Origin of the sequence: Kitasatospora setae KM-6054 (genome assembly GCF_000269985.1) — a bacterium.
GTDB classification, from domain to species: Bacteria; Actinomycetota; Actinomycetes; order Streptomycetales; family Streptomycetaceae; genus Kitasatospora; species Kitasatospora setae.
Genome location: NC_016109.1, coordinates 8,220,250 through 8,246,331 on the forward strand (window position 1 = coordinate 8,220,250; position 26,082 = coordinate 8,246,331).

Here is a 26,082-nt window from a genome sequence, read left to right on the forward strand (position 1 = left end):
AGCAAAGGAAAGTGACGGATGATCAGTTCGCTGTTGGTGGCCAACCGGGGTGAGATCGCCCGCCGGATCCTGCGCACCTGCCGCACCCTCGGCATCGCCACCGTCGCCGTCCACTCCGATCCGGACGCCGGTGCCCGGCACGTCCGGGAGGCCGACACCGCCGTCCGACTGCCCGGCGCCGCGCCCGCCGACACCTACCTGCGCGCCGACCTGCTGGTCCGCGCCGCCCTCGACGCGGGCGCCGACGCCGTCCACCCCGGGTACGGATTCCTGTCCGAGAGCGCCGAGTTCGCGCAGGCCGTGCTCGACGCCGGGCTGCGCTGGATCGGGCCGCCGCCCGCCGCCATCGCCGCGATGGGCTCCAAGACCGCCGCCAAGCGCCTGCTGGCCGCCGCCGGCATCCCCGTCCTCACCGTCGGCCCCGAACCCGCCGAGAGCGACCTGCCGCTGCTGGTCAAGGCCGCGGCCGGCGGCGGCGGACGCGGCATGCGGGTGGTGCGCACCCTCGCCGAACTCCCGGACGCGCTGGCCGCCGCCCGGGCCGAGGCCGCCGCCGCGTTCGGCGACGGCGAGGTGTTCTGCGAGCCCTACCTGCCCGCCGGCCGCCACCTGGAGGTCCAACTGCTCGCCGACGCCCACGGCACCGTGTGGGCGGTCGGCGACCGCGACTGCTCACTCCAGCGCCGCCACCAGAAGGTCGTCGAGGAGGCCCCCGCCCCCTGCCTCGCCCCCGAACTGCGTGCCCGGCTGCACGGCGCCGCCGTCACCGCCGCCCGCGCCGTCGGCTACCAGGGCGCCGGCACCGCCGAGTTCCTGCTCGCCCCCGACGGACGCCTCGCCTTCCTGGAGATGAACACCCGCCTCCAGGTCGAGCACCCGGTCACCGAATGCGTCACCGGACTCGACCTGGTCGCCCTCCAACTCGCCGTCGCCGAAGGCGAGAAGCTCCCCGCCGAGCCACCGCCCACCCGGGGCTGCGCGATCGAGGCCCGACTGTACGCCGAAGACCCCGCCCGCGACTGGCAGCCCGCCACCGGCGACCTCCACCTCCTCGAAATCCCCGGCACCGACGTCGAGTTCTCCACCTTGCCGACCCCGACCGGCCTGCGCCTGGACGCCGGAGCCGGACCGGGCGACCGGATCACCGCCCACTACGACCCGCTGCTCGCCAAGGCCGTCGCCTGGGCCCCCACCCGCGCCGCCGCCGCCCGCCGCCTCGCCGACGCCCTAGTACTGCAACAGTGCTTACCCTGACGAGGCTTCAGCTCTTGGGCTGTGGCCTCGTCTCTTGTAATGGCTGGTCCGGGCCTGTTGTTGGCGTCTGCGGCGCCATCGGGACCAGTGCAGGACGTGGCCTATGCTGCGGCGGACAGGCCGGGTGAGCTGCGTGATCAGCCGGCGGATCTCGGGGAGGGTGAGGGGTACCAGGTCTGGCGTTCGAGCGGGTCCGGCCCCTTTTCGATCTGCTGGGCCCGCACGACGGTGAGGTAGGCGTGGGCGGCCATGGCCAGGGTGATGTGCCGGTACCAGCCCGGGTGGCGGCGGACCTGGTAGTCGTCGAGGCCGCACTGGCCTTTCGCGGTCTGGAAGCACTCCTCGATCGCCCAGCGGGCGCCCGCGACGGCGATCAGCTCGTTGAGTGTGGCCTCGGCCGGCGCGTAGGCGATGTAGTAGGCGACCTTCGTGGGATCGCTGATGCTGCGGCGGGCCAGGACCCAGTGCCTGCGGTCAGGACGGTGCCAGGGGCGGACCTCCACGCGAGCCCAGTCGTAGATCCGCAGGCCGTGGGCGCCCTCGCCGCAGGAGCGGCGCTTCCACCTCTGCCGGGGCAGGCCGGCGACCAGGTCGTGCAGCCGATGGTCCATGGCCTGCCAGGTGACGACGGTGTCGTGGCTGGTGGTGGCCATGACGTGGAAGACGTCGGCCTGCTCGAGTTCGTAGCGCCAGCCCTTGCTGTAGCCGTAGCCGGCATCCGCGGTCACCCAGCGGAACGGGATCTTGTCGTCGATCGCACGGCGGACCATCGCCCGTGCGAGCTGGACCTTGGTGGCGAACTCGACCTCGTCGCCGATCCCGGCCGTTCGGCAGCGCACGCGGTCGTCGGTCCAGGACTTCGGCAGGTAGAGCGCCCGGTCGATCAACGTCCGGCCCAGCTCGCTGGAGTAGGCGAGGAAGACTCCGACCTGGCAGTTCTCGGTCCGCCCCGCGGTGCCGGAGTACTGCCGCTGGACGCCGGCTGACCGCACGCCCTTCTTCAGGAAGCCGGTGTCGTCCACGATCAGCACGCCGCAGGGATCCGCCAGGTGCTCGACGACGTACCCGCGCACGTCGTCGAGCACCCTGTCGGCGTCCCAGTCGATGCGGTTCAGCAGCCTCTGGATCCGGTCCGGCCCGCCATGGCCGGCCTCCTCCGCCACCGTCCAGCCGTTCTTGCGCTCCAACGGCGCCAGCAGGCCCCGCATGTAGGCCAGTGCCGACTCGCGCGACTCGCTCCGCGCGAACCGGTGAGCAAACCGCTCGTGCAGGTCGGCCAGCCCGTCCGACCAGCGACGAGCATCGACCTCGGATATGTCTCCACCCATGAACCGCCCAACGAGCGAACCCGACAACCGTCACGGTAAGCACCGTTGCAGTACTAGCCCGCGCCCGCCTGCACGGCCCCGCCACCAACCGCGACCTGCTGGTCCGCGCCCTGCGCCACCCCGACTTCCTGGCCGGCCGGGTCCACACCGCCCTGCTCACCGACCAGCACGCCCGACTCACCGCCCCCGCCGGCGAACTGACCGGCGAACCGGCCGCCCTCGCCGCCCTGGCCGCCGCCCTCGCCGACACCGCCGACCGCCGCGGCCCGCTGCGCCACCTCCCGGCCGGCTGGCGCAACCTCCCCTCCCAGCCGCAGACCAAGCGCTACCGCACCGCCGACGGCACCCAACTCGACGTCCACTACCGCCTCACCCGCGACGGCCTGCGCGCCGACGGCCACCCGGACGTCCGACTCCTGGACAGCACGCCGCAGTCCGTCGACCTCGCGATCGGCCCGCTGCGCCGCCGCTACCTGGTTGCCCGGTACGGCGACCGGATCTTCGTCGACACCCCGGCCGGCCACCACGCCCTCACCGCCGTCGACCTCCTCCCGGTCCCCACCGCCCCGCTCGCCCCCGGCGCCCTGCTCGCCCCGATGCCCGGCACCGTCGTCCGGATCGACGCCCGCCCCGGCGAACGCGTCACCGCCGGCCAGGTCCTGCTCCGGATCGAGGCGATGAAGATGGAGCACCGGCTCACCGCCCCCACCGACGGCACCCTCACCGACCTGACCGCCACCGTCGGCCGCCAGGTCGAGACCGGCGCGGTCCTCGCCGTCGTCCGCCCCGACCGCTGAGCGCCAGCCGCTGGCCACTGATCGCCGCCCCGTCCGCACCGCCACCTGTCCCGCCCGTCCCGCCCGTCCGCCCCGACCACCGACCGGAAGGACCCGCCATGTCCGCAGCGCTGATCGACACCGAGGAACAGCACGACCTGCGCGCCGCCGTCGCTGCGCTCGCCGCCCGCTACGGCCGCGCCTACTTCCAGCGCAAGGCCCGCGCCGGGGAGCCGGTCCGCGAGCTCTGGACCGAGGCCGCGAAGGCGGGCTACCTCGGCGTCAACCTCCCCGCCGAGTACGGCGGCGGGGGCGCGGGCATCGGCGAACTCGCGATCGTCCTGGAGGAGTTGGGCGCCGCCGGCTGTCCGCTGCTGATGCTGATCGTCTCCCCGGCGATCTGCGGCACGGTCATCGCCCGCTACGGCACCGAGGCGCAGCGCCGCCGCTGGCTGCCCGGGCTCGCCGACGGCACCGCCGTGATGGCGTTCGGCATCACCGAGCCCGACGCCGGCTCCAACTCCCACCGGATCACCACCACCGCCCGCCGCGACGGCGAGGACTGGCTGCTCACCGGCCGCAAGGTGTTCGTCTCCGGGATCGACCAGGCCGACGCCGTCCTCTTCGTCGCCCGCACCGAGGACGCCCGCACCGGTCGGCTCAGGCCCGCCCTGTTCGTCGTCCCGCGCGACACCCCCGGCTTCGAGTACCGCCCCATCGCGATGGAACTCACCGCCCCCGAACGGCAGTTCCAGGTCTTCCTGGACGACGCCCGGCTCCCCGCCGACGCCCTGGTCGGCGACCCGGACGACTCCGGGCTGGCGCAGCTCTTCGCCGGCCTCAACCCCGAACGGATCATGACCGCCGCCTTCACCCTCGGCATCGCCCGCCACGCTCTCGCCACCGCCGTCTCCTACGCCCGCACCCGCACCGTCTGGGACCGCCCGATCGGCGCCCACCAGGGCATCGCCCACCCGCTCGCGCAGTGCGCCGTCGAGGTCGAACTCGCCCGGCTGATGACCCGCAAGGCGGCCCACCTGTACGACACGGGGCGGGACGCCGCCGCCGGCGAGGCCGCGAACATGGCCAAGTACGCGGCCGGCGAGGCGTCCTGCCGCGCTGTCGACCAGGCCGTCCAGACCCTCGGCGGCAACGGCCTCACCCAGGAGTACGGCCTCGCCGCGCTGATCACCGCCACCCGGGTCGGCCGGGTCGCCCCGGTCAGCCGGGAGATGATCCTCAACTACGTCGCCCAGCACACCCTCGGACTGCCCCGCTCCTACTGACCGGCCGCTCCCGCCGACCGCCCGGGCGCCGTGAATAACCGCTACCGCCCGTCGGAGGCTTGATGATAGACAGTCAACCGTGTCCAACGATCTTGACTTCCCGGCCCGGCTGAACCTCATCGACGACCGCTCCGCGGCCTTCCGCGAGGCGCTCGCCGCCGCCCCCGCCCTCGACGCGCAGGTCCCGACCTGCCCCGAGTGGACGCTGCACGACCTGGCCCAGCACCTCGGCCAGGGGCAGCGCTTCTGGGCCGCGATCGTCACCGCGGGCGCCGCCGAGACGCCCCCGCCCCGCCCCACCGAGCCGGCCCCGACCGACCGGGAAGAGCTGATCGCCTGGTTCGCCGACTCCACCGCCGAACTCCTCGCCGCCCTCCGCGAGACCGGCCCCGACGCCCCCTGCTGGACGTGGTGGACCCTCGGCCAGTCCCCGCAGAACACCGCAGGGGCCGCCCGCCGCCGCCTCAACGAGACGGCCGTCCACACCTACGACGCCCGGCTCACCGCCGGCCTCCCCACCGAGCTGCCCCGCGAGGTCGCCCTCGACAGCGTCGAGGAGTTCCTCCTCACCTGCTGCTCCACCACCGTCGCCTGGCCGCACACCCCCGCCACCCTCGCCTTCCAGGCCACCGACGGCCCCACCTGGTACCTCGCCCTCTCCGCCACCGGCGCCCACGCCACCCGCACCCCCGCGACCCCGGCCGCCCCGGACGCCACCATCCGCGGCACCGCCGACGAGCTCATCCGGATGCTCTACGGCCGCCTCCCCATCGACAGCCTCCCGATCGACGGCGACGCCGCGATCTTCCACCAGCTCAACGACTGGGAGCCGGAGGAGTAGGCAGCACGGGCACCCCCGCCGGCAGGGGCCCGCGCCGCGGCGCGCCGTCGAAGACGCCACGGGAGACGGCGGCACGCTTCCGGCCCCAGGCCGTCCCGCCCGCCTCCTCCCTCCTTCCCCCTCCCTCTCCTGCACTTCTGCCGCTTCGCCCGCCGAAAGGTCGCCCGTGAACGACGCCGATCTCGCCCGCCGCGCCGCCGAAGCCGGAGCCGCGGTGGTGCGGGCCACCGACTGGGCGGGGATCGCCAGGGAGGAGAAGGGCGGGGGCGACTTCGCGACCGCCGCCGACCTGGCCGCCGAGCGGGCCGTCCTCGACCTGCTCCGGGCGGCCCGGCCGGGCGACGCGTTCACGGGGGAGGAGAGCGGCCGCAGCGGCGACCGCTCCGCTGCCCGGCAGTGGCTGGTCGACCCGCTGTGCGGCACGCTCAACTTCGCGGTGGGGACGCACCTGGTGGGCGTCAACGTCGCCCTGCGCGAGCACGGCCGGACGGTCGCCGCCGCCACCGCCGACCCGTACACCGGCGAGACGTACTGGACCGACGGCGCCGCCGCGCACCTGCGCCGGAACGGCCTGGACACCCCGCTCGCGCCGACGGCCCGCTCCCGGCTGGTCGACCTCAACCTCGACCCGCCCTACCCGAACGCCCCCGGACTCCGGGTCGCCCGGCTGCTCACCGACCCCGACTTCGAGCAGGAGTTCCGCCCGCGCGTGGTGTCGACCACCCTCGCGGTCGCCTGGGTGGCGGCCGGCCGCCGCGCCGCCTACCTGACCGACGGCCACCTCGCCGACAGCGTGCACTTCGCCGCCGGCATCGCCCTCTGCGAGGCAGCCGGCTGCACCGTCACCGACCTGCGCGGCGCACCGGTGCACACCGGCGCCGGCGGCCTGATCGCCGCCGCCGACCCCGAGACCCACGCCCGACTGCTCGGCCTGCTGGCCCGCCAGCAGGGCACCCACGTACGCCGGTAAGCCCGCCACGCGCCCTGGCGTTGCGGCGTCGGCTCCCGGCAGGCTGGCACCGCGTGACCGCGTGACCGCGTGACCGCGTGACCGCGTGACCGCGTGACCGCGTGACCGCGTGACCGCGTGACCGCGTGACCGCGTGACCGCGTGACCGCGTGACCGCGTGACCGCGTGACCGCGTGACCGCGTGACCGCGTGACCGCGTGACCGCGTTCCGCGGCCCGCCGCCGAGACCCACGCCCGGCCGCTCGACCTGCTGGTCCGCCAGGAGGGTACCCGCGTACGCCGGTAAGCCCGTCACGCGCCCTGGCAGCGCCGTGCTGGGCCCCGGCAGGCTGGCACCGCGTGGCCGCATCCCGCGGCCCGCGACCGCCGAGCCGCCCGGAGGCCCGCATGGTGTTCCACAGCGACTACCCGCCCGTCGCCCCGCTCGACCTGCCGATCCACGAGGCGGTCCTCGGCGGCTGTGCGACGGGCGAGCACGCCGACCGCCCGGCCCTGGTGGACGGCCTGACCGGGCGCTCCGTCAGCTACCGGGAGCTGGACGCGGGCAGCCGCCGGCTGGCCGCCGGGCTGGCAGCGGCGGGGGTCGCGCAGGGCGACGTGGTGGCGCTGCTCTGCCCGAACTCGCTCGCGTACCCGCTGGCCTTCTACGGCACGACCCGCACCGGCGCCACCGTCACCCCCGTCAACCCGCTCGCCACCGCCGCCGAACTGGCCGGCCAGCTGCGCGACTCCGGAGCCCGCTGGATCATCACCGCCGCCGCCTTCCTCCCGCTGGTCCGGCAGGCCACCGCCGAGCACCCGCCGGCCGGCGTCTTCCTCTGCGACGCGCCGGACGCGCCGAACGCGCCGGACGCACCGGACGAGGGCGAACGCGGGGCGGGCCCCCGCACCCTCGCCGAGCTGGCCGCCTCCGACGCCCCCGAGCCCGCGCCCCGCCTCGATCCGGCCGCCGACCTGGCCGTGCTGCCGTACTCCAGCGGGACGACCGGCCTGCCCAAGGGCGTGATGCTCACCCACCGCTCGGTCTCCACCAACCTCGCCCAGGTCGACGCCCTGCTCGGCCCGGCCCCGGGCGAACGGGTGCTGGCCGTGCTGCCGTTCGCCCACATCTACGGCCTGACCGCGCTGCTCAACCGCCCGCTGCGGGCCCGTTCCACCGTGGTCGTGCTGCCCCGCTTCGACCTGGAGCAGTTCCTGACCGCGATCCAGCGCCACCGGATCGAGGCGGTGTACGTGGCCCCGCCGATCGCCCTCGCGCTGGCCAAGCACCCGCTGGTGGACCGCTTCGACCTGTCCTCGATCCGGTACGTGCTCTCCGCCGCCGCCCCGCTGGACGCCGTGCTGGCCGCGGCCTGCGCCCGCCGTCTGGGCCTGCCGCACCTGCTGCAGGGCTACGGCATGACCGAGCTCTCCCCGGTCACCCACGTCGTCCCGCCCGGTGACCCGCACCCGCCGGTCGGCACGGTCGGCCGCCTCGTTCCCGGCACCGAGCTGCGGATCCGCGCGCTGGACGCCCCGCCGCGCGACCTCGGCCCCGGAGAGGACGGCGAGCTGCTGTTCCGCGGCCCGCAGGTGATGAACGGCTACTTCGGCCGGGAGTCCGCGACCGCCGCGACCGTCGACCCGGACGGCTGGCTGCACACCGGCGACGTCGGCCACGTCGACGCCGCCGGCTGGCTGTTCGTCGTCGACCGGGTCAAGGAGCTGATCAAGTACAAGGGTCACCAGGTCGCTCCGGCCGAGCTGGAGGCCCTGCTGCTCACCCACCCGCGGATCGCCGACGCCGCCGTCATCGGCGTCACCGACGCCCACGGCGCCGAGTGCCCCAAGGCGTACGTGGTGCCCGCGTTCGGCTGCGACCTGGCCGAGCAGGAGGTGATCGAGTACGTGGCCCGCCGGGTCGCCCCGTACAAGAAGGTCCGCGAGGTGGAGTTCCTGGAGGCGGTGCCGAAGTCCGCCAGCGGCAAGATCCTCCGCCGGGAACTACGGGACCGCGCGGCCCGCAGCGCCGCCGCCACCACCGCTGCCACCGCTGCCGCCACCACCACCGCTGCCACCACCACCGTCCCCGCCCGTACCGCTCCCGTCCCCGGCACCGCCCCATAGGATTCGGGGCACCGCCATCCGAACAGAACGCGTCCACCCGAACGCGCCCACCAGGAGCCGCCGATGACGACCAGCCCGCCCGCCGCCCGGGCCCCGCAGCAGGACCGCAGCCGCGCCACCCGGCGGCGGCTGTTGGAGGCGGCGGTCGAGTGTCTGGCCGAGGTCGGCTGGAACGGTTCCACGGTGCTGGTGGTCGCCGAGCGGGCCGGTGTCACCCGAGGCGCGGCCCAGCACCACTTCCGCACCCGCGAGGACCTGTTCGCCGCCGCCGTCGAGCACGTCGCCGCCGAGCGGGTGGCCGCCGTGCTGGCCCAGGTCGAGCAGCTGCCGCCGTCCGGCCCGGCCCGCACCGAGGCGGTGGTGGAGATGATCGTCCGGCTCTACACCGGTCCGCTGTTCCGGGCCGCGCTGCACCTGTGGGTGGCCGCCGCCACCGAGGAGCCGCTGCGCGGCCGGATCGCCGCGCTGGAGAACCACGTCGGCCGGGAGGCGCACCGGGCCGCCGTCGAGTGCCTGGGCGCGGACGAGTCCGCGGCCGGCGTCCGGGAGACCGTCCAGGCCACCCTGGACCTGGCCCGCGGCCTCGGTCTGGCCAACCTGCTCACCGACGACGGACCGCGCCGGGCCGGTGTCGTGCGCCAGTGGTCCAGGCTGCTGGACGCCGCGCTGGCGGGCGGCGAGGAGGGGGCCGGACGGTCACGGACCGGCAGTTGAGGTGCACAGTCTTGCCCGAACCGGTCCGAATCGAGCAGACTCGCCTTCTTCGGCCCGACCGCCCGCACGACCACCAGTCGCCAGCGTGCGACGGGCCGTGCAGTCTGGTGGAAGCCGGAACGACCGGCGGAACCGGGGAAGGTACCGGGCAGGTGGCCAACTGAGCACGCACGGGTTCGAACAGACGCCCGGCCGCGACGCGGCGGGTGCCGCTTCCGCGCGCCTGGCCGGGCACCGCCTGGTCCCGCTGGCCACCGCGCTGGTCGATCAGGACGCCCGGATCCTGCACTGGAGCCAGGAGGCCGAGGCGCTCACCGGCTGGCCCGCCGGGCAGGCGATCGGCGCCCACCCGATCCGGCTGCTGCTCCCCGAGGAGGACCGGGCCGCCGCCGACGCCTGGTTCGCCCGGCTGGTGGCCGGGCACGGCTGGTCCGGCACCCACCCGGTGCGCCGCCGCGACGGCTCCACCGTCGAGCTGGAGTTCCACACCTACCCGATCGCCGGCCCCGACGGCCGCACCCTGCTGCTGGCCACCGCCTCCGACACCGACGTGCTGCACGAGGTCGAGTCCGACCTGGCGATCCTGGACGGCTTCTTCGACCAGTCGCCGATCGGCCTGGCCGTCTACGACACCGACCTGCGCTTCGTCCGGCTGAACGAGGCGCTGGCCCGGATCAACGGCCTCAGCGTCGAGGAGCACCTGGGCCGGCGGATCTCCAGCCTGCTGCCCGGCATCAACGCCGCCGAGATCGAGAACGTGATGCGCCAGGTGCTCGCCACCGGCAAGCCGGTGGTCGACGCCCGCTCGCACGGCCGGGTCCCCGGCGACCCGCGCCGCGACCGGGCCTGGTCGGCCTCGTACTTCCGGCTGGAGGACTCCACCGGCAAGGTGCTCGGCGTCTCCTCCTCGATCATCGACGTCACCGAGCGCTTCCGGGCCGAGGCCCGCGCCTCCCGCGCCCAGGAGCGGCTCACCCTGCTCGCCGCGGCCGGCGCCCGGATCGGCACCACCCTCGACCTCAAGCGCACCGCCGAGGAGATGGTCGAGGCGATCATCCCGAAGTTCGCCGACTTCGCCACCGTCGACCTGCTGGAGCCGGTGCTGCGCGGCGAGGAGCCCGCCCCGATCCAGCCCGGCCGACCGGTCCAGGTCCGCGCCGTCGCGGTCGGCGAGGCGTACGGCTCCGGGCTGACCACCGTCTCCGACACCGTCGGCGAGACCACCGAGTACGGCCCGCACCGGGTCTACACCCAGTGCCTGCGCAGCGGCCGCCCGCTGCTCAAGCCGCACGTCGACGAGGAGGTGCTGCGCGGCCTCGTCCCCGACCCCGACCGGGTCGCCTCCGGCGTCGCCGCCGGCATCCACTCGTACCTGCTGGTGCCGCTGATCGCCCGCGGCATGGTGCTCGGCGGCGCCGAGTTCGTCCGCACCCGCAACCCCGAGCCGTTCGGCGCCGCCGACGTCGCGCTCGCCGAGGAACTCGTCGCCCGCACCGCGCTGGCCATCGACAACGCCCGGCTCTACCGGCGCGAGCGGGAGACCGCCCTCACCCTGCAGCGCAGCCTGCTGCCGCAGGAGATCCACCGCACCCTGGGCCTGGAGATCGCCCACCGCTACCTGCCCTCCAGCGTGGTCAGCGAGGTCGGCGGCGACTGGTTCGACGTCGTCCCGCTCTCCTGCGGACGGGTCGCCCTGGTGGTCGGCGACGTGATGGGCCACGGCATCCGGGCCGCCGCCACGATGGGCCAACTGCGCACCGTCGCCCGCACCCTGGCCACCCTCGACCTGCCGCCCGAGCAGGTCCTCGGCCGGCTCGACGAGACCGCCTCGGCGATCGGCGAGGGCCAGTTCGCGACCTGCGTGTGCGCCGTCTACGACCCGGTCGACCGCAGCGTGGTGGTCTGCTCGGCCGGCCACCTGCCGCCGGTCCGGGTCGACCCCGACGGCACCGCGCACGTCGTCGACCTGCCCTCCGGCGTCCCGCTCGGCGTCGGCGGCGGCACCTTCGAGTCGATCGAGTTCACCCTGCCGCCCGGCGCCACCTTCGCCCTCTACACCGACGGCCTGGTCGAACGCCGCGGCCGCGACCTCGACGAGGGCATCGGCCTGCTCGCCCGCACCCTCGCCATCCCCGGCCGCACCCTGGAGGAGAGCTGCGACGCCGCGCTCTCCACCCTGGTCACCGACGGCACCGAGGACGACATCGCCATGATCATGGCCCGCGTCCTGCCCGTCCCCGCCGACCGGATCGCCACCCTGCTGCTGCCCAGCGAGGGCCCGCTGCCCGCCCGCGCCCGCCGCTTCACCCGCGCCACCCTGGACGCCTGGGGCCTGTCCGCGCTCACCGACTACGCCGAACTCGTGGTCAGCGAACTCGTCACCAACGCCCTGCTGCACGCCGACGCCCCGCGCCGACTGCGGATCTTCCGCGACCGCACCCTCACCCTGGAGGTCTCCGACGTCGGCGGCCAGCCGCCCCGGCTGCGCAGCTCCGCCGAGGAGGACGAGGGCGGCCGCGGCATCCACCTGGTCAGCGAGCTCGCCCACCGCTGGGGCAGCCGCCCCACCCGGCACGGCAAGGTGGTCTGGGCGGAGATCGAGCTCCCGTACCGGCCGGGCTGACGGACCGACACCCGCCCGGGCGCGACGGCTCGCCCGGGCGGCGGAACTGGCGGACAGTCGGAGCACGCCCCGCCGTCGACCGAAAGGCCCCCCGTGCCCGTCCGTCTGCTCGCCGCCGGCCTGCTCGCCCTCACCACCGCCGCGGCCGCCCTCGCCCCGGCCCCGTCCGCCGCGCCGGCCCCGCTCGCCGAGAGCCCGTCCCCCTCCGCGGAGCCCTCGCCGTCCGCTGAACCCTCGCCGACGCCCTCGCCCTCGCCCTCGCCTTCGCCATCCGCCGAGCCGGCCCGGACCGCCATCGCGATCACCGGGGCCGCGATCGACCCGAGGATGCCCGGCCGGGTCCGGGTGGTCCTCGCCTACACCTGCGCGCCGAGCGACCAGCCGCGCTCGCTGAACACCTCGGTCGAGCAGCCCGACCCCGACGACCCCGCCACCATCGCGTTCGGCTCGACCCGTACCGCCCCCTCGCAGGTGGTCTGCGACGGCACCGAACAGCGGCAGGCCGTCACCGTCCAGTCCAAGACCAGCAACTGGCTGCCCGGCCCCGACTCCGTGGTCGTCACCACCCTCACCGACCTCGGCGCCGTCCCGCCCGCCGCCGCCGACGCCCGCCGGATCCCGCTCGGCCCCTGACCCCGCGTCAGCCGCCCGGCCCCGGCGCGCCGCCCGCCGCCCGCCGCCGACGCCTCCGAGACTGGACGCCGGACGGAAGGGAACCCCCGCGATGGCCACCCAGCCCAGCACGACGACCGACGCCCCGAGCCCGGAGGCGCACCGCTGGCGGGCCCTCGCGGTGTGCCTGGTCGCCGGGTTCATGACCCTGCTCGACGTGTCGATCGTCAACGTCGCCCTGCCGTCCGTCCGCGACGGCCTGCACATGTCCGAGGCCGGGCTGCAGTGGGTGCTCTCCGGCTACTCGCTGGCCTTCGGCCTGGTCCTGGTCCCGGCCGGACGGCTCGGCGACGCGATCGGCCGCCGCCCGGTCTTCCTCGCCGGCCTCGCCCTGTTCACCGCCACCAGCGCGCTGGCCGGCGCCGCCCGGGGCGAGAGCTGGCTGGTCGTCGCCCGACTGCTCCAGGGCATGGCCGGCGGACTCCTCGTCCCCCAGGTCTCCGGCTTCATCCAGCAGCTCTTCCGCGGCGAGGAACGGGCCCGCGCGTTCGGCCTGCTCGGCACCACCATCGGCTTCTCCACCGCCGTCGGCCCGCTGCTCGGCGGCCTGCTGATCGCCGCGTTCGGCACCGCCGAGGGCTGGCGCTGGGTGTTCTACGTCAACCTCCCGATCGGCGTCGCCGCCCTCCCGTTCGCCCACCGGCTGCTCCCCGCGCCCACCCCCGCCACCTGCGCCCGCCGCGACTTCGACCCGGTCGGCGTGCTGCTGCTCGGCACCGGCACCGTCCTGCTGCTGCTCCCGCTCGTCCAGACCCAGTGGCACGACGCCCGCAAGTGGCTGCTGCCGGCCTGCGCCGCGCTCGTCCTGGGCGCCTTCGTGTGGTGGGAGCGCCGGTACGCCCGGCGGCGCGAACCGCTGGTCCACCCGGGGCTGTTCGACACCCGCTCCTTCACCTGCGGCGCGCTGGTCTCGCTGCTCTACTTCGCCGGGTTCACCGCGGTCTTCTTCGTCTTCACCCTCTACCTGCAGTCCGGCCGCCACTACACCGCCCTGCAGGCCGGCCTCGCCATCACCCCCTTCGCCCTCGCCTCCGCGGTCGCCTCCACCGTCGGCGGACGCCTCGTCACCCGGTACGGCCGCCGGCTGATCGCCGCCGGCCTCACCACCGTCGCCGTCGGCCTCGCCCTCGCCGCCCTCGCCGTCCACCTCTTCGACGGCCCCGAGGTCGGCTGGGCCACCGCCCTCCCGCTGCTGCTGGCCGGCCTCGGCAGCGGCCTGGTGGTCTCCCCGAACCAGGCCCTCACCCTCCAGGACGTCCCCGTCACCCGGGCCGGCTCGGCCGGCGGCGTCCTGCAGACCGCCCAGCGGATCGGCTCCGCCGCCGGCATCGCCACCGTCGGAGCCACCTTCTTCTCCCACCTCGGCACCCCCGCGGACTACCCCGCCGCCTTCCAGCTCAGCCTCGCCGTCGTCCTCGGCTTCGTCCTGCTCGCCCTCGCCGCGGCCACCCGCCACTGAGCGGGCCCCTCCCCGGGCCGGGGCCCGCGCGGCCGGACGACGGGGCCCACCGGCACGCCCGCGCGGCCCCGCCCCCACGCGGCCCCGCGCTACAGGCCCGCCACCCCCCGGACGGCCACCCGCAGGGCCGCCGCCGGGTCGCCGACCGGGCTGCTCGCGCGCCAGCCGACGAACCCGTCCGGGCGGACGAGCACCGCGCCGCCCTCGCGCAGCCCGTAGACCGCGGGCCAGCCGACGGGGCCGGCCGGGCCGCGGCCGGCCGGGGGCTCGGGGACGGGCTCGGCGAGGTAGTCGCCGCCCTCGCCGAGCAGCAGGCAGCGGATCGGGACGCCGGTCTCCCCGGTCACCGCCCGGGCCGCCTCCGCCCACCGCCCGCCGCCCGCCGCGGGCGCGAGCAGCACCGGCTCGCGCTCGAACAGGTCGAGGGTGGAGACCCGTTCGCCGTCGGCGCCGCGCAGCCACAGGTGCGGGGCCCGGGTGCCGACCTCGCCGGTCGCGGCGAAGCGTTCGGGGACGACCCCGGCGGTGGCGTCCGCGCCGACCAGCGCGCCCTCGGGGTAGCGGTAGCCGAGCGCCACCGCGAGGACGTCGGTGCGCGGCCCGCCGACCGGCGCCGCGTCGAAGCCCGGGTGCCGGTGCTCCACCGAGCGGGCCGCCGCCCGGGCCGCGGTCTGCACGGCGACCGGCCGCCGCTCGGCCTGGTACGACTCCAGCAGGCGCGGGCCGCCCCAGCCGCCGAGCACGGCGGCCAGCTTCCAGGCCAGGTTGTGCGCGTCCTGGATGCCGGTGTTGGAGCCGAACGCCCCGGTGGGGGGCATCTCGTGGGCGGCGTCGCCGCACAGGAAGACCCGGCCCTCGGCGTACCGGTCGGCGACCCGTTCGGCGGCGTGCCAGGGCGCCCGGCCGGTGATCTCCACGTCCAGGTCGGGGACCCCGGCCGCGGCCCGGATGTGGGCCGCGCACCTGGCGTCGGTGAAGTCCTCGACGGCCTCGCCGCGCTCGGGGTGCCAGGGCAGGTGGAACACCCACTGCTCGCGGTTGTCGACGGGCAGCAGCGCGCCCGCGCCGGCCGGGTCGGTCAGGTAGCAGGCGATGAACAGCCGGTCGCCGACCACCTCGGCGAGCCGCTTGGCCCGGAAGGTGACGGACACGTTGTGGAACAGGTCGCCGCGCCCGGACCGCCCGATGCCCAGCCGCTCCCGGACCGGGCTGCGCGGCCCGTCCGCCGCGACCAGGTAGTCCGCCCGCACCTCGCTCTCCTCACCGGTGGCCCGGTCCCGCAGCCGGGCCGTCACCCCGTCGGCGTCCTGGACGAAGGACAGCAGCTCGGTGTTGAAGCGGACGTCGCCGCGCCCGGCGGCGTGCCGCAGCAGCACCGGTTCGAGGTCGTTCTGGCTGCACAGGCACCACCCGGACGGGCTGAACCTGGCCAGCCCGCCGCCCGGGTCGATCTCCCGGAACAGCCACTCCTGCTCGCCGCCGGAGAGCGTCTCGGCCTGCAGGATGCCGTGGTTGCCGGCCAGCACCGACGCGGCGGCCCGGACGTCCTCCTCCACCCCGGCGACCCGGAACAGCTCCATGGTGCGGAGGTTGTTGCCGCGCCCGCGCGGGTGCCGGGAGGTCTCGGCGTGCCGCTCCACCAACAGGTGCGGGACGCCGAGCCGGCCCAGGAAGAGCGAGGCCGACAGTCCGACCAGCGAACCGCCCGCGATCAGGACCGGCACCCGGTCCGCCATCTGTGTGTTCATCAGCTCTGCTCCATTCGTGCGGGGCGCGGGTCGCGCCAGACCCGACATCCATCCCCCGTCGCGGACGGGCACGCAGGGTGCTTCGCCCGGATGGCCGCGAACTCTCGCGCGGCCCCCGCCGCGCGCTGACGATCGAGGGCGAACCGGGCCCCACCCGCCGACCGCCCCGGCCGGCGGCGGCCCGCACCCCGCGGCGGCGAAGGGCCCTTCGCGGGCGAAGCACCGACCGCGCACCGCGAACCGACGACAGGACCCGCCACCATGACCCTGCTCTCCGCCCCCGAGGAGACCACCACCGCGGGCCGGCCCACCCCGGGCCGGCTCCGCGTCATCCTGATGCTGGAGGTCTACGACGGCGCCCAGGACCGCTTCCTGGAGGCCTACGAGCTGCTCCGCTACCAGGTCTCGGCCGTCCCCGGCCACATCAGCGACCAGCTCTGCCAGTCCATCGACGACCCGTCCCGCTGGCTGATCACCAGCGAGTGGGAGAGCGCCGAACCCTTCCTCGCCTGGGTCGACAGCCCCGCCCACCGCGAGATGGTCAAGCCGATGCACGGCTGCGTCCGCGACAACCGCTCGCTGCGCTACACCGTCCTGCGCGAGACCCACGGCACCACCGCCACCGACACCGACGCCCCGCCGCTGCGCCCCGGCGAGCACCACCCCGCCGTCCCCGGCACCCCCCGGCCCGGCCCGGACGGGGTGGTGCGGCACGCGCTCAGCTTCACCGTGAAGCCCGGCAGCGAGGCCAGGGCCGCCGAACTGCTGGCCGGCTACCGCTCCCCGCAGGCCCGGGTCGACGACACCACCCGGCTGCTGCGCACCTCGCTGTTCATCCGCGGCAACCGGATCGTGCGCTGCGTCGAGGTGGCCGGCGACCTGGTCGCCGCGCTGCGGCACGTCGCCCGGCAGCCCGAGGTGCGGGCCGTCGAGGAGGCGATCAACCCGTACCTGGAGGAGGACCGCGACCTGGACGACCCGCTGTCCGCCCGCGACTTCTTCCAGCGCGCCGCCCTGCCCGCCGTCCACCACCACGCCGCGCTCAAGACCGGCCAGGCGGGGCGGCACGCCTACCTGTACCCCGTCCGCCCCGGCGCCGGCGCCGCCCTCGCCGAGCTGCTGGCCGAGGAGGACGAGCACGCCGCCGCCGACCCCGGCGGCCCGCTGGTGCGCGCCACCGTCTACCGCAGCGGCGACCTGGTGGTCCGGCTGGTCGACCTGCTCGGCGACCCCGCCGACGACCCCGCCACCGCCCTCGGCCTGTCCGGGCCGCGCGCCGCCGCCGTCCTCGGCAAGCTCTCCGAGCCCGCCGAGCGCACCTTCGACGGCCTGCGCCGGCTGCTCGACGCCTGCGCCACCACCCCGGTCACCGACCGCACCTCGGCCGAGGACTGAGCCACCCGCGCGCACGGCCCGCACACCCCCGCACGCCCCCGCACCACCCGCGCACCCCGCACGACCCGCCACGAGAGGAAGACCACCGTGACCACCGAGACGCCACGCATCATCCACGTCGACGACGCGCCCCCCAACCGCAAGCGCGGCGGCGACCTGCGGGCCATGCTCACCCCGCCGGCGGTCGGCGCGACCAGCGGGTTCATGGGGGTGGCGATCATCGAACCGGGCGACCGGATCGGCGAGCACTACCACCCGTACTCCGAGGAGTTCGTGTTCGTGGTCGCCGGCGAGCTGGAGGTCGACCTCGACGGCGTCACCCGGCCGCTGCGCCCCGACCAGGGGCTGATGATCCCGATCGGGATGCGGCACCGCTTCCGCAACGTCGGCTCCACCGAGGCCCGGATGGTCTTCCACCTCGGACCGCTCGCCCCGCGCCCCGAGCTCGGCCACGTCGACACCGAGGAGACCGGCGCCGAAGCCGGACCGCCGGAACCGGCGGGGGCGGCCTCGTGACCCGCCGGGTCGCGGTCACCGGGATCGGCGTGGTCGCCCCCGGCGGCATCGGCGTCCCCCGGTTCTGGTCGCTGCTGACCGAGGGCCGCACCGCCACCCGCGGCATCACCCTGTTCGACCCGGAGGGCTTCCGCTCCCGGATCGCCGCCGAGTGCGACTTCGACCCCGCCGCGCACGGACTCACCCCCGAACAGACCGCCCGCAACGACCGGTACGTGCAGTTCGCGCTGGTCGCCGCCGCCGAGGCGGTCGCCGACGCCGGGATCGACCCCGACCGCGAGGACCCCTGGCGGATCGGCGTCTCGCTCGGCACCGCCGTCGGCGGCACCACCCGGCTGGAACGCGACTACGTGCTGGTCAGTGGCCGCGGCGAACACTGGGACGTCGACCACGCCCCGGCCGCCCCGCACCTGGAGCGGGCCTTCTCCCCGTCCACCCTGGCCTCCGCCGTCGCCGAGCAGGTCGGCGCCCGCGGCCCCGTGCAGACCGTCTCCACCGGCTGCACCTCCGGCCTGGACGCCGTCGGCTACGCCGCCCTCGCCATCGAGGAGGGCCGCGCCGACGTGATCGTCGCCGGGGCCTGCGACTCGCCGATCTCCCCGATCACCGTCGCCTGCTTCGACGCCATCAAGGCCACCTCGGCCCGCAACGACGACGCCGAGCACGCCTCCCGCCCCTTCGACGCGGGCCGCGACGGCTTCGTCCTCGGCGAGGGCGGCGCCGTCCTGGTCCTGGAGGAGTGGGAGCACGCCCGGCGGCGCGGCGCCCGGATCTACGCCGAACTCGGCGGCTTCGCCACCTTCGGCAACGCCTACCACATGACCGGCCTCACCCAGGACGGCCTGGAGATGTCCCGGGCCATCGACCGGGCGCTGGCGCACGCCGAACTCCCCGGCGACGCCGTCGACTACGTCAACGCGCACGGCTCCGGCACCAAGCAGAACGACCGGCACGAGACCGCCGCCGTCAAGCGCTCCCTCGGCGAGCACGCCCGGCGCACCCCGATGAGCTCCATCAAGTCGATGGTCGGGCACTCGCTCGGCGCGATCGGCGCCATCGAACTCGTCGCCTGCACCCTCGCCCTGCACCACGGCGTCGTCCCGCCCACCGCCAACTACACCGAGCCCGACCCCGAGTGCGACCTCGACTACGTCCCCCGCACCGCCCGCGAACTGCCGCTGCGCCACGTGCTGTCGGTCGGCAGCGGGTTCGGCGGCTTCCAGTCCGCGGTCGTGCTGAGCCGGGCGGAGGCCGCCGCATGAACGGACGCCGCGCGGTGATCACCGGCCTCGGCGTCGTCGCGCCCAACGGCATCGGCGCCGACGACTACTGGAAGGCCCTGTGCGAGGGCCGCTCCGCCCTCACCCCGATCGACCGGGAGGGCTGCGAGAACCTGCCGCTCAAGGTCGCCGGGCTGGTCCGCGGCTTCGACGCCGAGGAGTACGTCGAACCGCGCTACCTCGTCCAGACCGACCGCTTCACGCACTTCGCGATGGCCGCCGCCGAACTCGCCATGGCCGACGCCGACCTGGCCGACCACCCCGACGACCCGTTCGGCGTCGCCGTGGTCACCGCGGCCGGCTCCGGCGGCGGCGAGTTCGGCCAGCGCGAACTGCAGCACCTGTGGGCCGAGGGGCCGCACCACGTCGGCCCCTACCAGTCGATCGCCTGGTTCTACGCCGCCTCCACCGGCCAGATCTCCATCCGCGGCGGCTTCAAGGGCCCCTGCGGCGTGGTCGCCTCCGACGAGGCCGGCGGCCTCGACGCCCTCGCGCACGCCGCCCGGGCCGTCGCCCGCGGCACCGACGCCGTACTGGCCGGCGCCGCCGAGGCCCCCGTCGCCCCGTACTCGATGGTCTGCCAGCTCGGCTACCCCGGCCTCTCCACCAGCGCCGACCCCGAACGCGCCTACCGCCCGTTCGGCACCGACGCGGCCGGGTTCGTCCCCGCCGAGGGCGGCGCCATGTTCGTCGTCGAGGACGAGCGGACCGCCCGCCGACGCGGCGCCCGCCCGCGCGCCGAGATCGCCGGCCACACCGCGACCTTCACCGGCGCCGCCCGCTGGACCGACAGCCGCGACGGACTCGCCCACGCGATCCGCGGCGCCCTCGCCGAGGCGCGCTGCGCCCCCGACGAGATCGACGTGGTCTTCGCCGACGCCCTCGGCGTCCCCGAGGCCGACCGGGCCGAGGCCCTCGCCCTCGCCGACGCCCTCGGCGAGCACGCCGGCCGGGTCCCGGTCACCGCCCCCAAGGCCGGCCTCGGCCGGGCCCACAGCGGCGCCGCCGCGCTGGACACCGCCGCCGCCGTGCTCGCCCTCGAACACGGCCTGGTCCCGCCCACCCCGCACACCGCCGACTGCGACCACGGCATCGACCTGGTCACCGGCCACCCGCGCGCCGCCGGCCTGCGCACCGCCCTGGTGCTCAGCCGCGGCCTGATGGGCTCCAACACCGCCCTGGTGCTGCGCCGGCCCTGACCGCCCGTCCCGTCCCGCCTTCCGAAGGAGCACGACATGGCCACCGAGATCACCTACGAGGAGCTCGCCACCCTGATCAAGACCCGGGCCGGCGTCGCGGTGACCGTCGACGAACTCGCCGACCCCGGCTGCATGTTCCTCGACCTCGGCGTCGACTCGCTCGGCGTGCTCGGCGTCCTCGCCGACCTGGAGAACCGCTACGGCGTCTCCATCGACTCCTCCGACCTGCTCGGCCGCCCGGTCGCCGAGTTCCTGCAGACCGTCAACTCCACCGTGAAGGCTGGTGCCTGAGATGCCCGGACACACCGACAACACGATCCTCATCAACGCCCCCCTCGACCTGGTCTGGGACGTCACCAACGACCTGGAGAACTGGCCCCAGCTGTTCAGCGAGTACGCCGCCGTCGAGGTCCTCGACCGGCAGGGCCAGCTGGTCCGCTTCCGGCTCACCATGCACCCCGACGAGAACGGCCAGGTCTGGAGCTGGGTCTCCGAGCGCGAGACCGACCGCGACTCCCTCGCCGTCCGGGCCCGCCGGGTCGAACCCGGCCCGTTCGAGTTCATGGAGATCCGCTGGGAGTACGAGGACCTCCCGCAGGGCACCAGCATGCGCTGGATCCAGGACTTCGCGATGAAGCCCACCGCCCCCGTCGACGACCTCGGCATGACCGACCGGATCAACCGCAACTCCAAGGTCCAGATGGAGCTGATCCGCGCCAAGGTCGAGCACCGCGCCGGAGCGGCCGGATGAACGACGTGCACCGCACCCTGATCGTCGCCCGGATGAAACCCGGCACCGCCGACCACATCGCCGGCGTCTTCGCCGACTCCGACCGCGGCGAGCTGCCCGGCCTGATCGGCGTCAGCGGCCGCAGCCTGTTCCAGTTCGGCGACGTCTACCTGCACCTCATCGAGTCCGCGCGCCCCGCCGGACCGGAGGTCGCCAAGTACGCCGCCCACCCCGAGTTCCGCGACGTCAGCGAACGCCTCGCCGTCTACGTCGACGCCTACGACCCGGCGACCTGGCGCAGCCCCGCCGACGCCATGGCCCACGAGTTCTACCGCTGGGACCGCTGAACCCGGCCGGACCCCCGTTGGACGCGCGTACGCACGCACCCGTACGCGGCAGGGAAGGGAGAGCCGCCGTGCCCGAGCGGACCGAACCGGCGGACTGGACGCGCTGCGCGGGCTGCGGCGCCCTGGTCTACCGAAAACGCTGGACGCGCACCCTGCACGTGTGCCCCGACTGCGGGTACCACGGGCGGCTCACCGCCCCCGAACGGCTCGACCAACTGCTCGACCCGGACAGCGCCGAGAGCATCGGACCGGTGCCCGCCCTGCACGACCCGCTCGGCTTCGTCGACAGCCGCCCCTACACCGAACGCCTCGAACGGGCCAGGGCCGACACCGGACTGGCCGAAGCCGTGCTGTGCGCCGCCGGGACGGTCGAGGGCCAGCCGTGCGTCGTCGCCGTGATGGACTTCCGCTTCCTCGGCGGCAGCCTCGGCTGCGCCGTCGGCGCCCTCATCACCCACGCCGCCCGCACCAGCCTGGAACGCCGCGTCCCGCTCGTCCTGGTCACCGCCAGCGGCGGCGCCCGGATGCAGGAGGGCGCGCTGTCGCTGATGCAGATGGCCAAGACCGCCCAGGCGATGGCCGAACTCGACGACGCCGGGGTGCTCACCGTCTCGATCGTCACCGACCCCACCTACGGCGGCGTCGCCGCCTCCTTCGCCACCCTCGCCGACGTCATCCTCGCCGAACCCGGCGCCCGGATGGGCTTCGCCGGACCCCGGGTGATCGAGCAGACCACCGGCGAGACCCTCCCCGAGGGCTTCCAGACCGCCGAGTTCCTGCTCGCCCACGGCATGGTCGACGACGTCGTCCCCCGGGTCGGGCTGCGCCCCGTCCTCGGCCGGCTGCTCGGCCTGCGCGCCGTCACCGGTCCGCTGCCGCCCGGCGACGGCGCCGCGATCCTGCGCGCCGCCGACGAGCTGGCCGACCGCGACCCCTGGCAGAACGTCCGGCTCGCCCGGCACCCCGAACGGCCCACCACGCTCGACTACATCCGCCGCCTGGTCGACGACTTCCAGGAACTGCACGGCGACCGGCTCGCCGAGGACTGCCCCGCCATCGTGGCCGGCACCGGACGGCTGGCCGGCACCCCCGTCGTCCTGATCGGCCACCACAAGGGCGGACCCGACCTCGGCGAACGGCGCCGCCGCAACTTCGGCATGGCCCAGCCCTCCGGCTACCGCAAGGCCGCCCGGCTGATGCGGCTGGCCGCCAAGCTCGGCCTCCCCGTCGTCACCCTGATCGACACCCCCGGCGCCAACCCGGGACCCGAGGCCGAGACCGGCGGACAGGCCGCCGCCATCGCCGAGAACCTGCGGCTGATGGCCCGGCTGCCCGTCCCGATCGTCGCCGTGCTGATCGGCGAGGGCGGCAGCGGCGGCGCCCTCGCGCTCGCCGTCGCCGACCGCGTCCTGGTCTGCGCCAACGGCACCTACTCGGTGATCAGCCCCGAGGGCTGCGCCGCCATCCTCTGGAAGGACCCGCGGGCCGCCCCCGCCGCCGCCGCCTCGCTCCGGCTGCACCCCGGCGACCTGCTCAGCCTCGGCATCGTCGACGGCATCGTCCCCGAACCCCCGGCCGGCGCCCACCAGGACCACGCCGCCGCCGCCGACCTGCTGGAGGCCGCCCTCACCGCGGCCCTGCACGAACTGATCCCCTGGGCCCCCGGCCGGCTGCTCGCCGACCGCCGGGCCCGCTTCCACCGCTACGGCACCGACACCGGCACCGACACCGGGGCGGCCGCGGCAGATCGGAGCCAGCCATGACCGTCGAGGTCAAGCACGAGGCGCAGCGCGGACGGATCACCCTGATCGGCGACGGCGCCGTCCCCGCCGACCCGGTCGCCGACCTCACGGCGCTCTGCCGCAGCGTCGCCGAACTCGCCCGCACCACCGCCCGGCCGCCCAGCCGGATCCGGCTCGAACACCTGGGCACCGCCGTCGAGGTGGAGTGGCCGACCGGGGAGCAGCAGGCGCCGGCGGCCGCCGGCCCGGACAGCGCCCCCGCACCGGCCGCACCGGACGCACCGGAGGGGAACGGCACCGCCCGGCACGTCCGCGCCCCGATGGTCGGCACCTTCTACCGCTCGCCCGAGCCCGGCGCGCCGCCGTACGTCAGCGTCGGCGACACCGTCACGGCCGGCCAGCCGATCGGCATCCTCGAAGTGATGAAGATGATGAGCCCGGTCGAGGCCGACACCGCCGGCCGGGTGGTGGAGATCCTGGTCGAGGACGGCACGGCCGTCGAGTTCCAGCAGCGGCTGATCGCCGTCGAACCGGCCTGAGGGGGCGGCGTGTTCTCCACCGTGCTGATCGCCAACCGCGGCGAGATCGCCCTGCGGATCGCCCGCACCTGCCGGGAGATGGGCATCCGCACCGTCGCCCTGTACTCCACCGCCGACCGCGACTCGGCGGTGGTCCGCTTCGCCGACCGGGCCGTCCACCTCGGACCGCCCGCCGCCCGGCACAGCTACCTGCACATCCCGTCCATCGTCGAGGCCGCCCGCCTCACCGGCGCCCAGGCCGTCCACCCCGGCTACGGCTTCCTCTCCGAGGACCCCGACTTCGCCGAGATCTGCGAGGCCAACGGGCTGACCTTCATCGGCCCGCCGCCGCGCGTCATGGAGCAGCTCGGCGACAAGGCCGTCGCCCGCCGACTGATGGGCGAGGCCGGACTGCCGGTGCTGCCCGGTTCGGTCGGCGCCGTCCGCAGCCCCGCCGAGGCCCGCGCCACCGCCGCCCGGGTCGGCTACCCCGTCATCCTCAAGGCCGTCGCGGGCGGCGGCGGCCGCGGCATGGCCGTGGTCCGCGACGACGCCGAGATGGCCGGCGCCTACCAGGAGACCCGGGCCCACGCCCGCGCCGTCTTCGGCGACGAACGGCTCTACCTGGAGCGCTACGTGGACGGCGCCCGGCACATCGAGGTCCAGGTGCTCTGCGACCGCCACGGCAACGCCGTCCACCTCGCCGAACGCGACTGCTCCGTGCAGCGCCGCCACCAGAAGCTGATCGAGGAGTCCCCGGCGCCCAACCTGCCCGACCCGCTGCGCCGCGAGATCTGCGCCGCCGCCGTCCGCGGCGCCCTCTCGGTCGGCTACGTCGGCGCCGCCACCTTCGAGTTCGTGCTCGCCCCCGACGGCCGGTTCTTCCTGATGGAGGTCAACTGCCGGCTCCAGGTCGAACACCCGGTCACCGAGATGGTCACCGGCATCGACCTGGTCCGCGAACAGCTCACCATCGCGGCCGGCGAACCGCTCACCCTCCGCCAGGACGCCGTCCGCCCGCGCGGCGCCGCCGTCGAGGCCCGGGTCAACGCCGAGGACCCCGGGCGCGGCTTCCTGCCCACCCCCGGGCTGCTCACCGAGTTCGTCCCGCCCGGCGGCCCGTTCGTCCGGGTCGACACCCACGCCTACCCCGGCTGGCTGATCGGCCCCGACTACGACTCGCTGCTCGCCAAGACCGTCGCCTGGGCCCCCGACCGCGACCAGGCGATCGCCCGGCTCGACCGCGCCCTCGCCGAGTTCCGGATCGACGGCCCCGGCGTCCGCACCACCACCGGCTACCTGCGCCGCACCCTCGCCGACCCGCGCTTCCGGGCCGGCCGGCACACCACCGGCCTGGTCGCCGAGATGGCCGCCGAGGAGGCCGCCGCCGTGGGGTGAGCGTCGCCGCACGCGGAAGGGGCTCGTCCCGGTGCGGACGGGCCCCTTCCGCGTGCGCGCCGGCTACGGGACGGTGCAGGAGAAGGCGTGCAGGTACGGGTTGACCGGGTCGATGGCGTCCAGGTGCAGCCCCGACTCGGCGATCAGCGCGGTCAGGCTGCCCAGGGTGTGCTTGGCGCCGCCGACGTTCAGCAGCAGGAGCAGGTCCATCGCGGTGGTGAACCGCATCGAGAGGGAGTCGTCCACCAGGTTCTCCACGATCACCACCCGGGCCCCCGGCGCGGCCGCCGCGCGCAGGTTGCGCAGCGTCCGGCGGGTCGAGTCGTCGTCCCACTCCAGGATGTTCTTCACCAGGTACAGGTCCGCCCGCACCGGCACCTCGACCCGGCAGTCCCCGGGCACCAGTCGGGCCCGGTCGGCCAGCGGCCCGCCGGGCAGCAGCCGGGCGTCCGCGTGCTCCACCACCTTCGGCAGGTCCAGCAGAGTGCCGCGCAGGCCGGGGTGGCGCTCCATCAGCTCGGCCAGCACCTGGCCCTGGCCGCCGCCGATGTCGGCCACCGAGGAGACGCCCGCCAGGTCCAGGAACCCGGCCAGGTCCTGCGCGGACTGCCGGCTGGACTGGGTCATCGCCCGGTTGAACAGCGCGGCGGACTCCGGCGCGTCGTCGTGCAGGTACTGGAAGAACTCCTTGCCGAAGGCGTCCCCGAACACGCTGCGCCCGGTGCGCACCGCGTCGTCCAGCCGGGACCAGGACTGCCAGGTCCACGGCTCGGTGCACCACAGCGCGATGTCGCGCAGGCTGCCCGGCTCGTCGGAGCGCAGCAGGCGCGACAGCGGGGTGTGCCGGTAGCGGCCGTCGGCGTCCTCGGCGAACACCTCGTAGCAGGACAGCGCGCGTAGCAGCCGCCGCAGCGGGCCGGGCTCGACGCCCAGCCGCCCGGCCAGCTCCTCGGGCCCGGCCGGCTCCTCCTCCAGCGCGTCGGGCAGCCGCAGGCTGGCGGCGGCCCGGACGGCGCCGGCGCAGGCGGCGCCGAACACCAGCTCGCGCAGCAGCATCGCGGGCGGGACGGACGGTTCGGACGGGGGAGCGGCGGTCGCGGTGGTCGTCGCGGAGGTCATGGGGATGCGCCTTTCTTCGGATTCCTTCGGAGCTTCGGTCGTGCGGGCGTTCGGTTTTCCG

Annotated in this window: 22 protein-coding genes and 2 pseudogenes; 21 read left to right on the forward strand and 3 right to left on the reverse strand. The window is 75.4% G+C overall.

The window, feature by feature from the left end; all coding sequences use genetic code 11:
- Nucleotides 1–18 precede the first annotated feature (18 nt).
- Nucleotides 19–1,230, forward strand: a pseudogene (locus KSE_RS35755) (ATP-binding protein); the annotation flags it as partial.
- Between the two features lie 161 nt (nt 1,231–1,391).
- On the opposite strand, the gene KSE_RS35760 reads toward KSE_RS35755, so the two are convergent.
- Nucleotides 1,392–2,582, reverse strand: a complete 1,191-nt coding sequence (locus KSE_RS35760; protein ID WP_014140277.1) for an IS701 family transposase — start codon at nt 2,580–2,582, stop codon at nt 1,392–1,394.
- A 269-nt stretch (nt 2,583–2,851) separates the two neighbouring features.
- On the opposite strand from KSE_RS35760, the pseudogene KSE_RS46530 reads away from it, so the two are divergent.
- The 10 genes and pseudogenes from KSE_RS46530 to KSE_RS35805 all read left to right on the forward strand — a co-directional run.
- Nucleotides 2,852–3,067, forward strand: a pseudogene (locus tag KSE_RS46530) (acety-l/propionyl-CoA carboxylase subunit alpha); the annotation flags it as partial.
- 111 nt (nt 3,068–3,178) lie between these two features.
- Nucleotides 3,179–3,379, forward strand: coding sequence for an acetyl-CoA carboxylase biotin carboxyl carrier protein subunit (locus KSE_RS45365; RefSeq protein ID WP_014140278.1), 201 nt, complete (start codon nt 3,179–3,181; stop codon nt 3,377–3,379).
- A gap of 98 nt (nt 3,380–3,477) precedes the next feature.
- On the forward strand, nt 3,478–4,644 hold the full coding sequence (locus KSE_RS35770) for an acyl-CoA dehydrogenase family protein (protein ID WP_014140279.1): 1,167 nt from the start codon (nt 3,478–3,480) through the stop codon (nt 4,642–4,644).
- A gap of 79 nt (nt 4,645–4,723) precedes the next feature.
- Complete coding sequence (locus KSE_RS35775; protein WP_014140280.1) at nt 4,724–5,485, forward strand: maleylpyruvate isomerase family mycothiol-dependent enzyme; 762 nt, start codon at nt 4,724–4,726, stop codon at nt 5,483–5,485.
- Nucleotides 5,486–5,651: 166 nt separating this feature from the next.
- Nucleotides 5,652–6,455, forward strand: coding sequence for an inositol monophosphatase family protein (locus KSE_RS35780; RefSeq protein WP_014140281.1), 804 nt, complete (start codon nt 5,652–5,654; stop codon nt 6,453–6,455).
- 387 nt (nt 6,456–6,842) lie between these two features.
- Nucleotides 6,843–8,561, forward strand: a complete 1,719-nt coding sequence (locus KSE_RS35785) for an AMP-binding protein (RefSeq protein ID WP_014140282.1) — start codon at nt 6,843–6,845, stop codon at nt 8,559–8,561.
- Between the two features lie 63 nt (nt 8,562–8,624).
- Nucleotides 8,625–9,275: a TetR/AcrR family transcriptional regulator gene (locus tag KSE_RS35790; RefSeq protein ID WP_014140283.1), complete on the forward strand. Its 651-nt coding sequence runs from the start codon at nt 8,625–8,627 to the stop codon at nt 9,273–9,275.
- Between the two features lie 97 nt (nt 9,276–9,372).
- Complete coding sequence (locus KSE_RS35795) at nt 9,373–11,898, forward strand: SpoIIE family protein phosphatase (protein WP_014140284.1); 2,526 nt, start codon at nt 9,373–9,375, stop codon at nt 11,896–11,898.
- A 93-nt stretch (nt 11,899–11,991) separates the two neighbouring features.
- The gene (locus KSE_RS35800) at nt 11,992–12,531 is read left to right on the forward strand and encodes a hypothetical protein (protein ID WP_014140285.1); all 540 of its coding nucleotides are present in this window, start codon (nt 11,992–11,994) and stop codon (nt 12,529–12,531) included.
- 91 nt (nt 12,532–12,622) lie between these two features.
- Nucleotides 12,623–14,029 carry an MFS transporter gene (locus KSE_RS35805; protein WP_014140286.1) on the forward strand — a complete coding sequence of 469 codons (1,407 nt, stop codon included), beginning with the start codon at nt 12,623–12,625 and terminating at the stop codon, nt 14,027–14,029.
- 89 nt (nt 14,030–14,118) lie between these two features.
- Here the strand turns inward: KSE_RS35805 and KSE_RS35810 are convergent, their stop codons facing one another.
- On the reverse strand, nt 14,119–15,777 hold the full coding sequence (locus KSE_RS35810) for an FAD-dependent oxidoreductase (RefSeq protein WP_033258310.1): 1,659 nt from the start codon (nt 15,775–15,777) through the stop codon (nt 14,119–14,121).
- Nucleotides 15,778–16,038: 261 nt separating this feature from the next.
- Here KSE_RS35810 and KSE_RS35815 point away from each other — a divergent pair, with 261 nt between their 5' ends.
- The 10 genes from KSE_RS35815 to KSE_RS35860 all read left to right on the forward strand — a co-directional run bounded on the left by KSE_RS35815 (nt 16,039) and on the right by KSE_RS35860 (nt 24,902).
- Nucleotides 16,039–17,172: a SchA/CurD-like domain-containing protein gene (locus tag KSE_RS35815; protein ID WP_014140288.1), complete on the forward strand. Its 1,134-nt coding sequence runs from the start codon at nt 16,039–16,041 to the stop codon at nt 17,170–17,172.
- Between the two features lie 87 nt (nt 17,173–17,259).
- Nucleotides 17,260–17,688: a cupin domain-containing protein gene (locus KSE_RS35820; protein WP_014140289.1), complete on the forward strand. Its 429-nt coding sequence runs from the start codon at nt 17,260–17,262 to the stop codon at nt 17,686–17,688.
- Nucleotides 17,685–18,950, forward strand: coding sequence for a beta-ketoacyl-[acyl-carrier-protein] synthase family protein (locus KSE_RS35825; RefSeq protein WP_014140290.1), 1,266 nt, complete (start codon nt 17,685–17,687; stop codon nt 18,948–18,950). Before KSE_RS35820 ends, KSE_RS35825 begins: the two co-directional genes overlap by 4 nt.
- Nucleotides 18,947–20,167, forward strand: coding sequence for a beta-ketoacyl synthase N-terminal-like domain-containing protein (locus KSE_RS35830; protein ID WP_014140291.1), 1,221 nt, complete (start codon nt 18,947–18,949; stop codon nt 20,165–20,167). The genes KSE_RS35825 and KSE_RS35830 overlap by 4 nt, the downstream gene beginning before the upstream one ends.
- A gap of 36 nt (nt 20,168–20,203) precedes the next feature.
- On the forward strand, nt 20,204–20,458 hold the full coding sequence (locus KSE_RS35835; RefSeq protein WP_014140292.1) for an acyl carrier protein: 255 nt from the start codon (nt 20,204–20,206) through the stop codon (nt 20,456–20,458).
- Nucleotide 20,459: 1 nt separating this feature from the next.
- Nucleotides 20,460–20,918, forward strand: coding sequence for an SRPBCC family protein (locus KSE_RS35840; RefSeq protein ID WP_014140293.1), 459 nt, complete (start codon nt 20,460–20,462; stop codon nt 20,916–20,918).
- A gap of 5 nt (nt 20,919–20,923) precedes the next feature.
- Nucleotides 20,924–21,244 carry a TcmI family type II polyketide cyclase gene (locus KSE_RS35845; protein ID WP_014140294.1) on the forward strand — a complete coding sequence of 107 codons (321 nt, stop codon included), beginning with the start codon at nt 20,924–20,926 and terminating at the stop codon, nt 21,242–21,244.
- A gap of 68 nt (nt 21,245–21,312) precedes the next feature.
- Entirely contained in the window at nt 21,313–23,007 is a 1,695-nt protein-coding gene (locus KSE_RS35850) for an acetyl-CoA carboxylase carboxyl transferase subunit (RefSeq protein ID WP_014140295.1), read from the forward strand.
- Nucleotides 23,004–23,525 (forward strand): acetyl-CoA carboxylase biotin carboxyl carrier protein, encoded by a 522-nt coding sequence (gene accB / locus KSE_RS35855; protein WP_014140296.1) that lies wholly within the window; start codon nt 23,004–23,006, stop codon nt 23,523–23,525. Before KSE_RS35850 ends, accB begins: the two co-directional genes overlap by 4 nt.
- Before the next feature lie 9 nt (nt 23,526–23,534).
- Nucleotides 23,535–24,902: an acetyl-CoA carboxylase biotin carboxylase subunit gene (locus KSE_RS35860; protein WP_014140297.1), complete on the forward strand. Its 1,368-nt coding sequence runs from the start codon at nt 23,535–23,537 to the stop codon at nt 24,900–24,902.
- A gap of 63 nt (nt 24,903–24,965) precedes the next feature.
- Here the strand turns inward: KSE_RS35860 and KSE_RS35865 are convergent, their stop codons facing one another.
- Nucleotides 24,966–26,021, reverse strand: a complete 1,056-nt coding sequence (locus KSE_RS35865) for a methyltransferase (protein ID WP_014140298.1) — start codon at nt 26,019–26,021, stop codon at nt 24,966–24,968.
- Nucleotides 26,022–26,082: the final 61 nt, after the last annotated feature.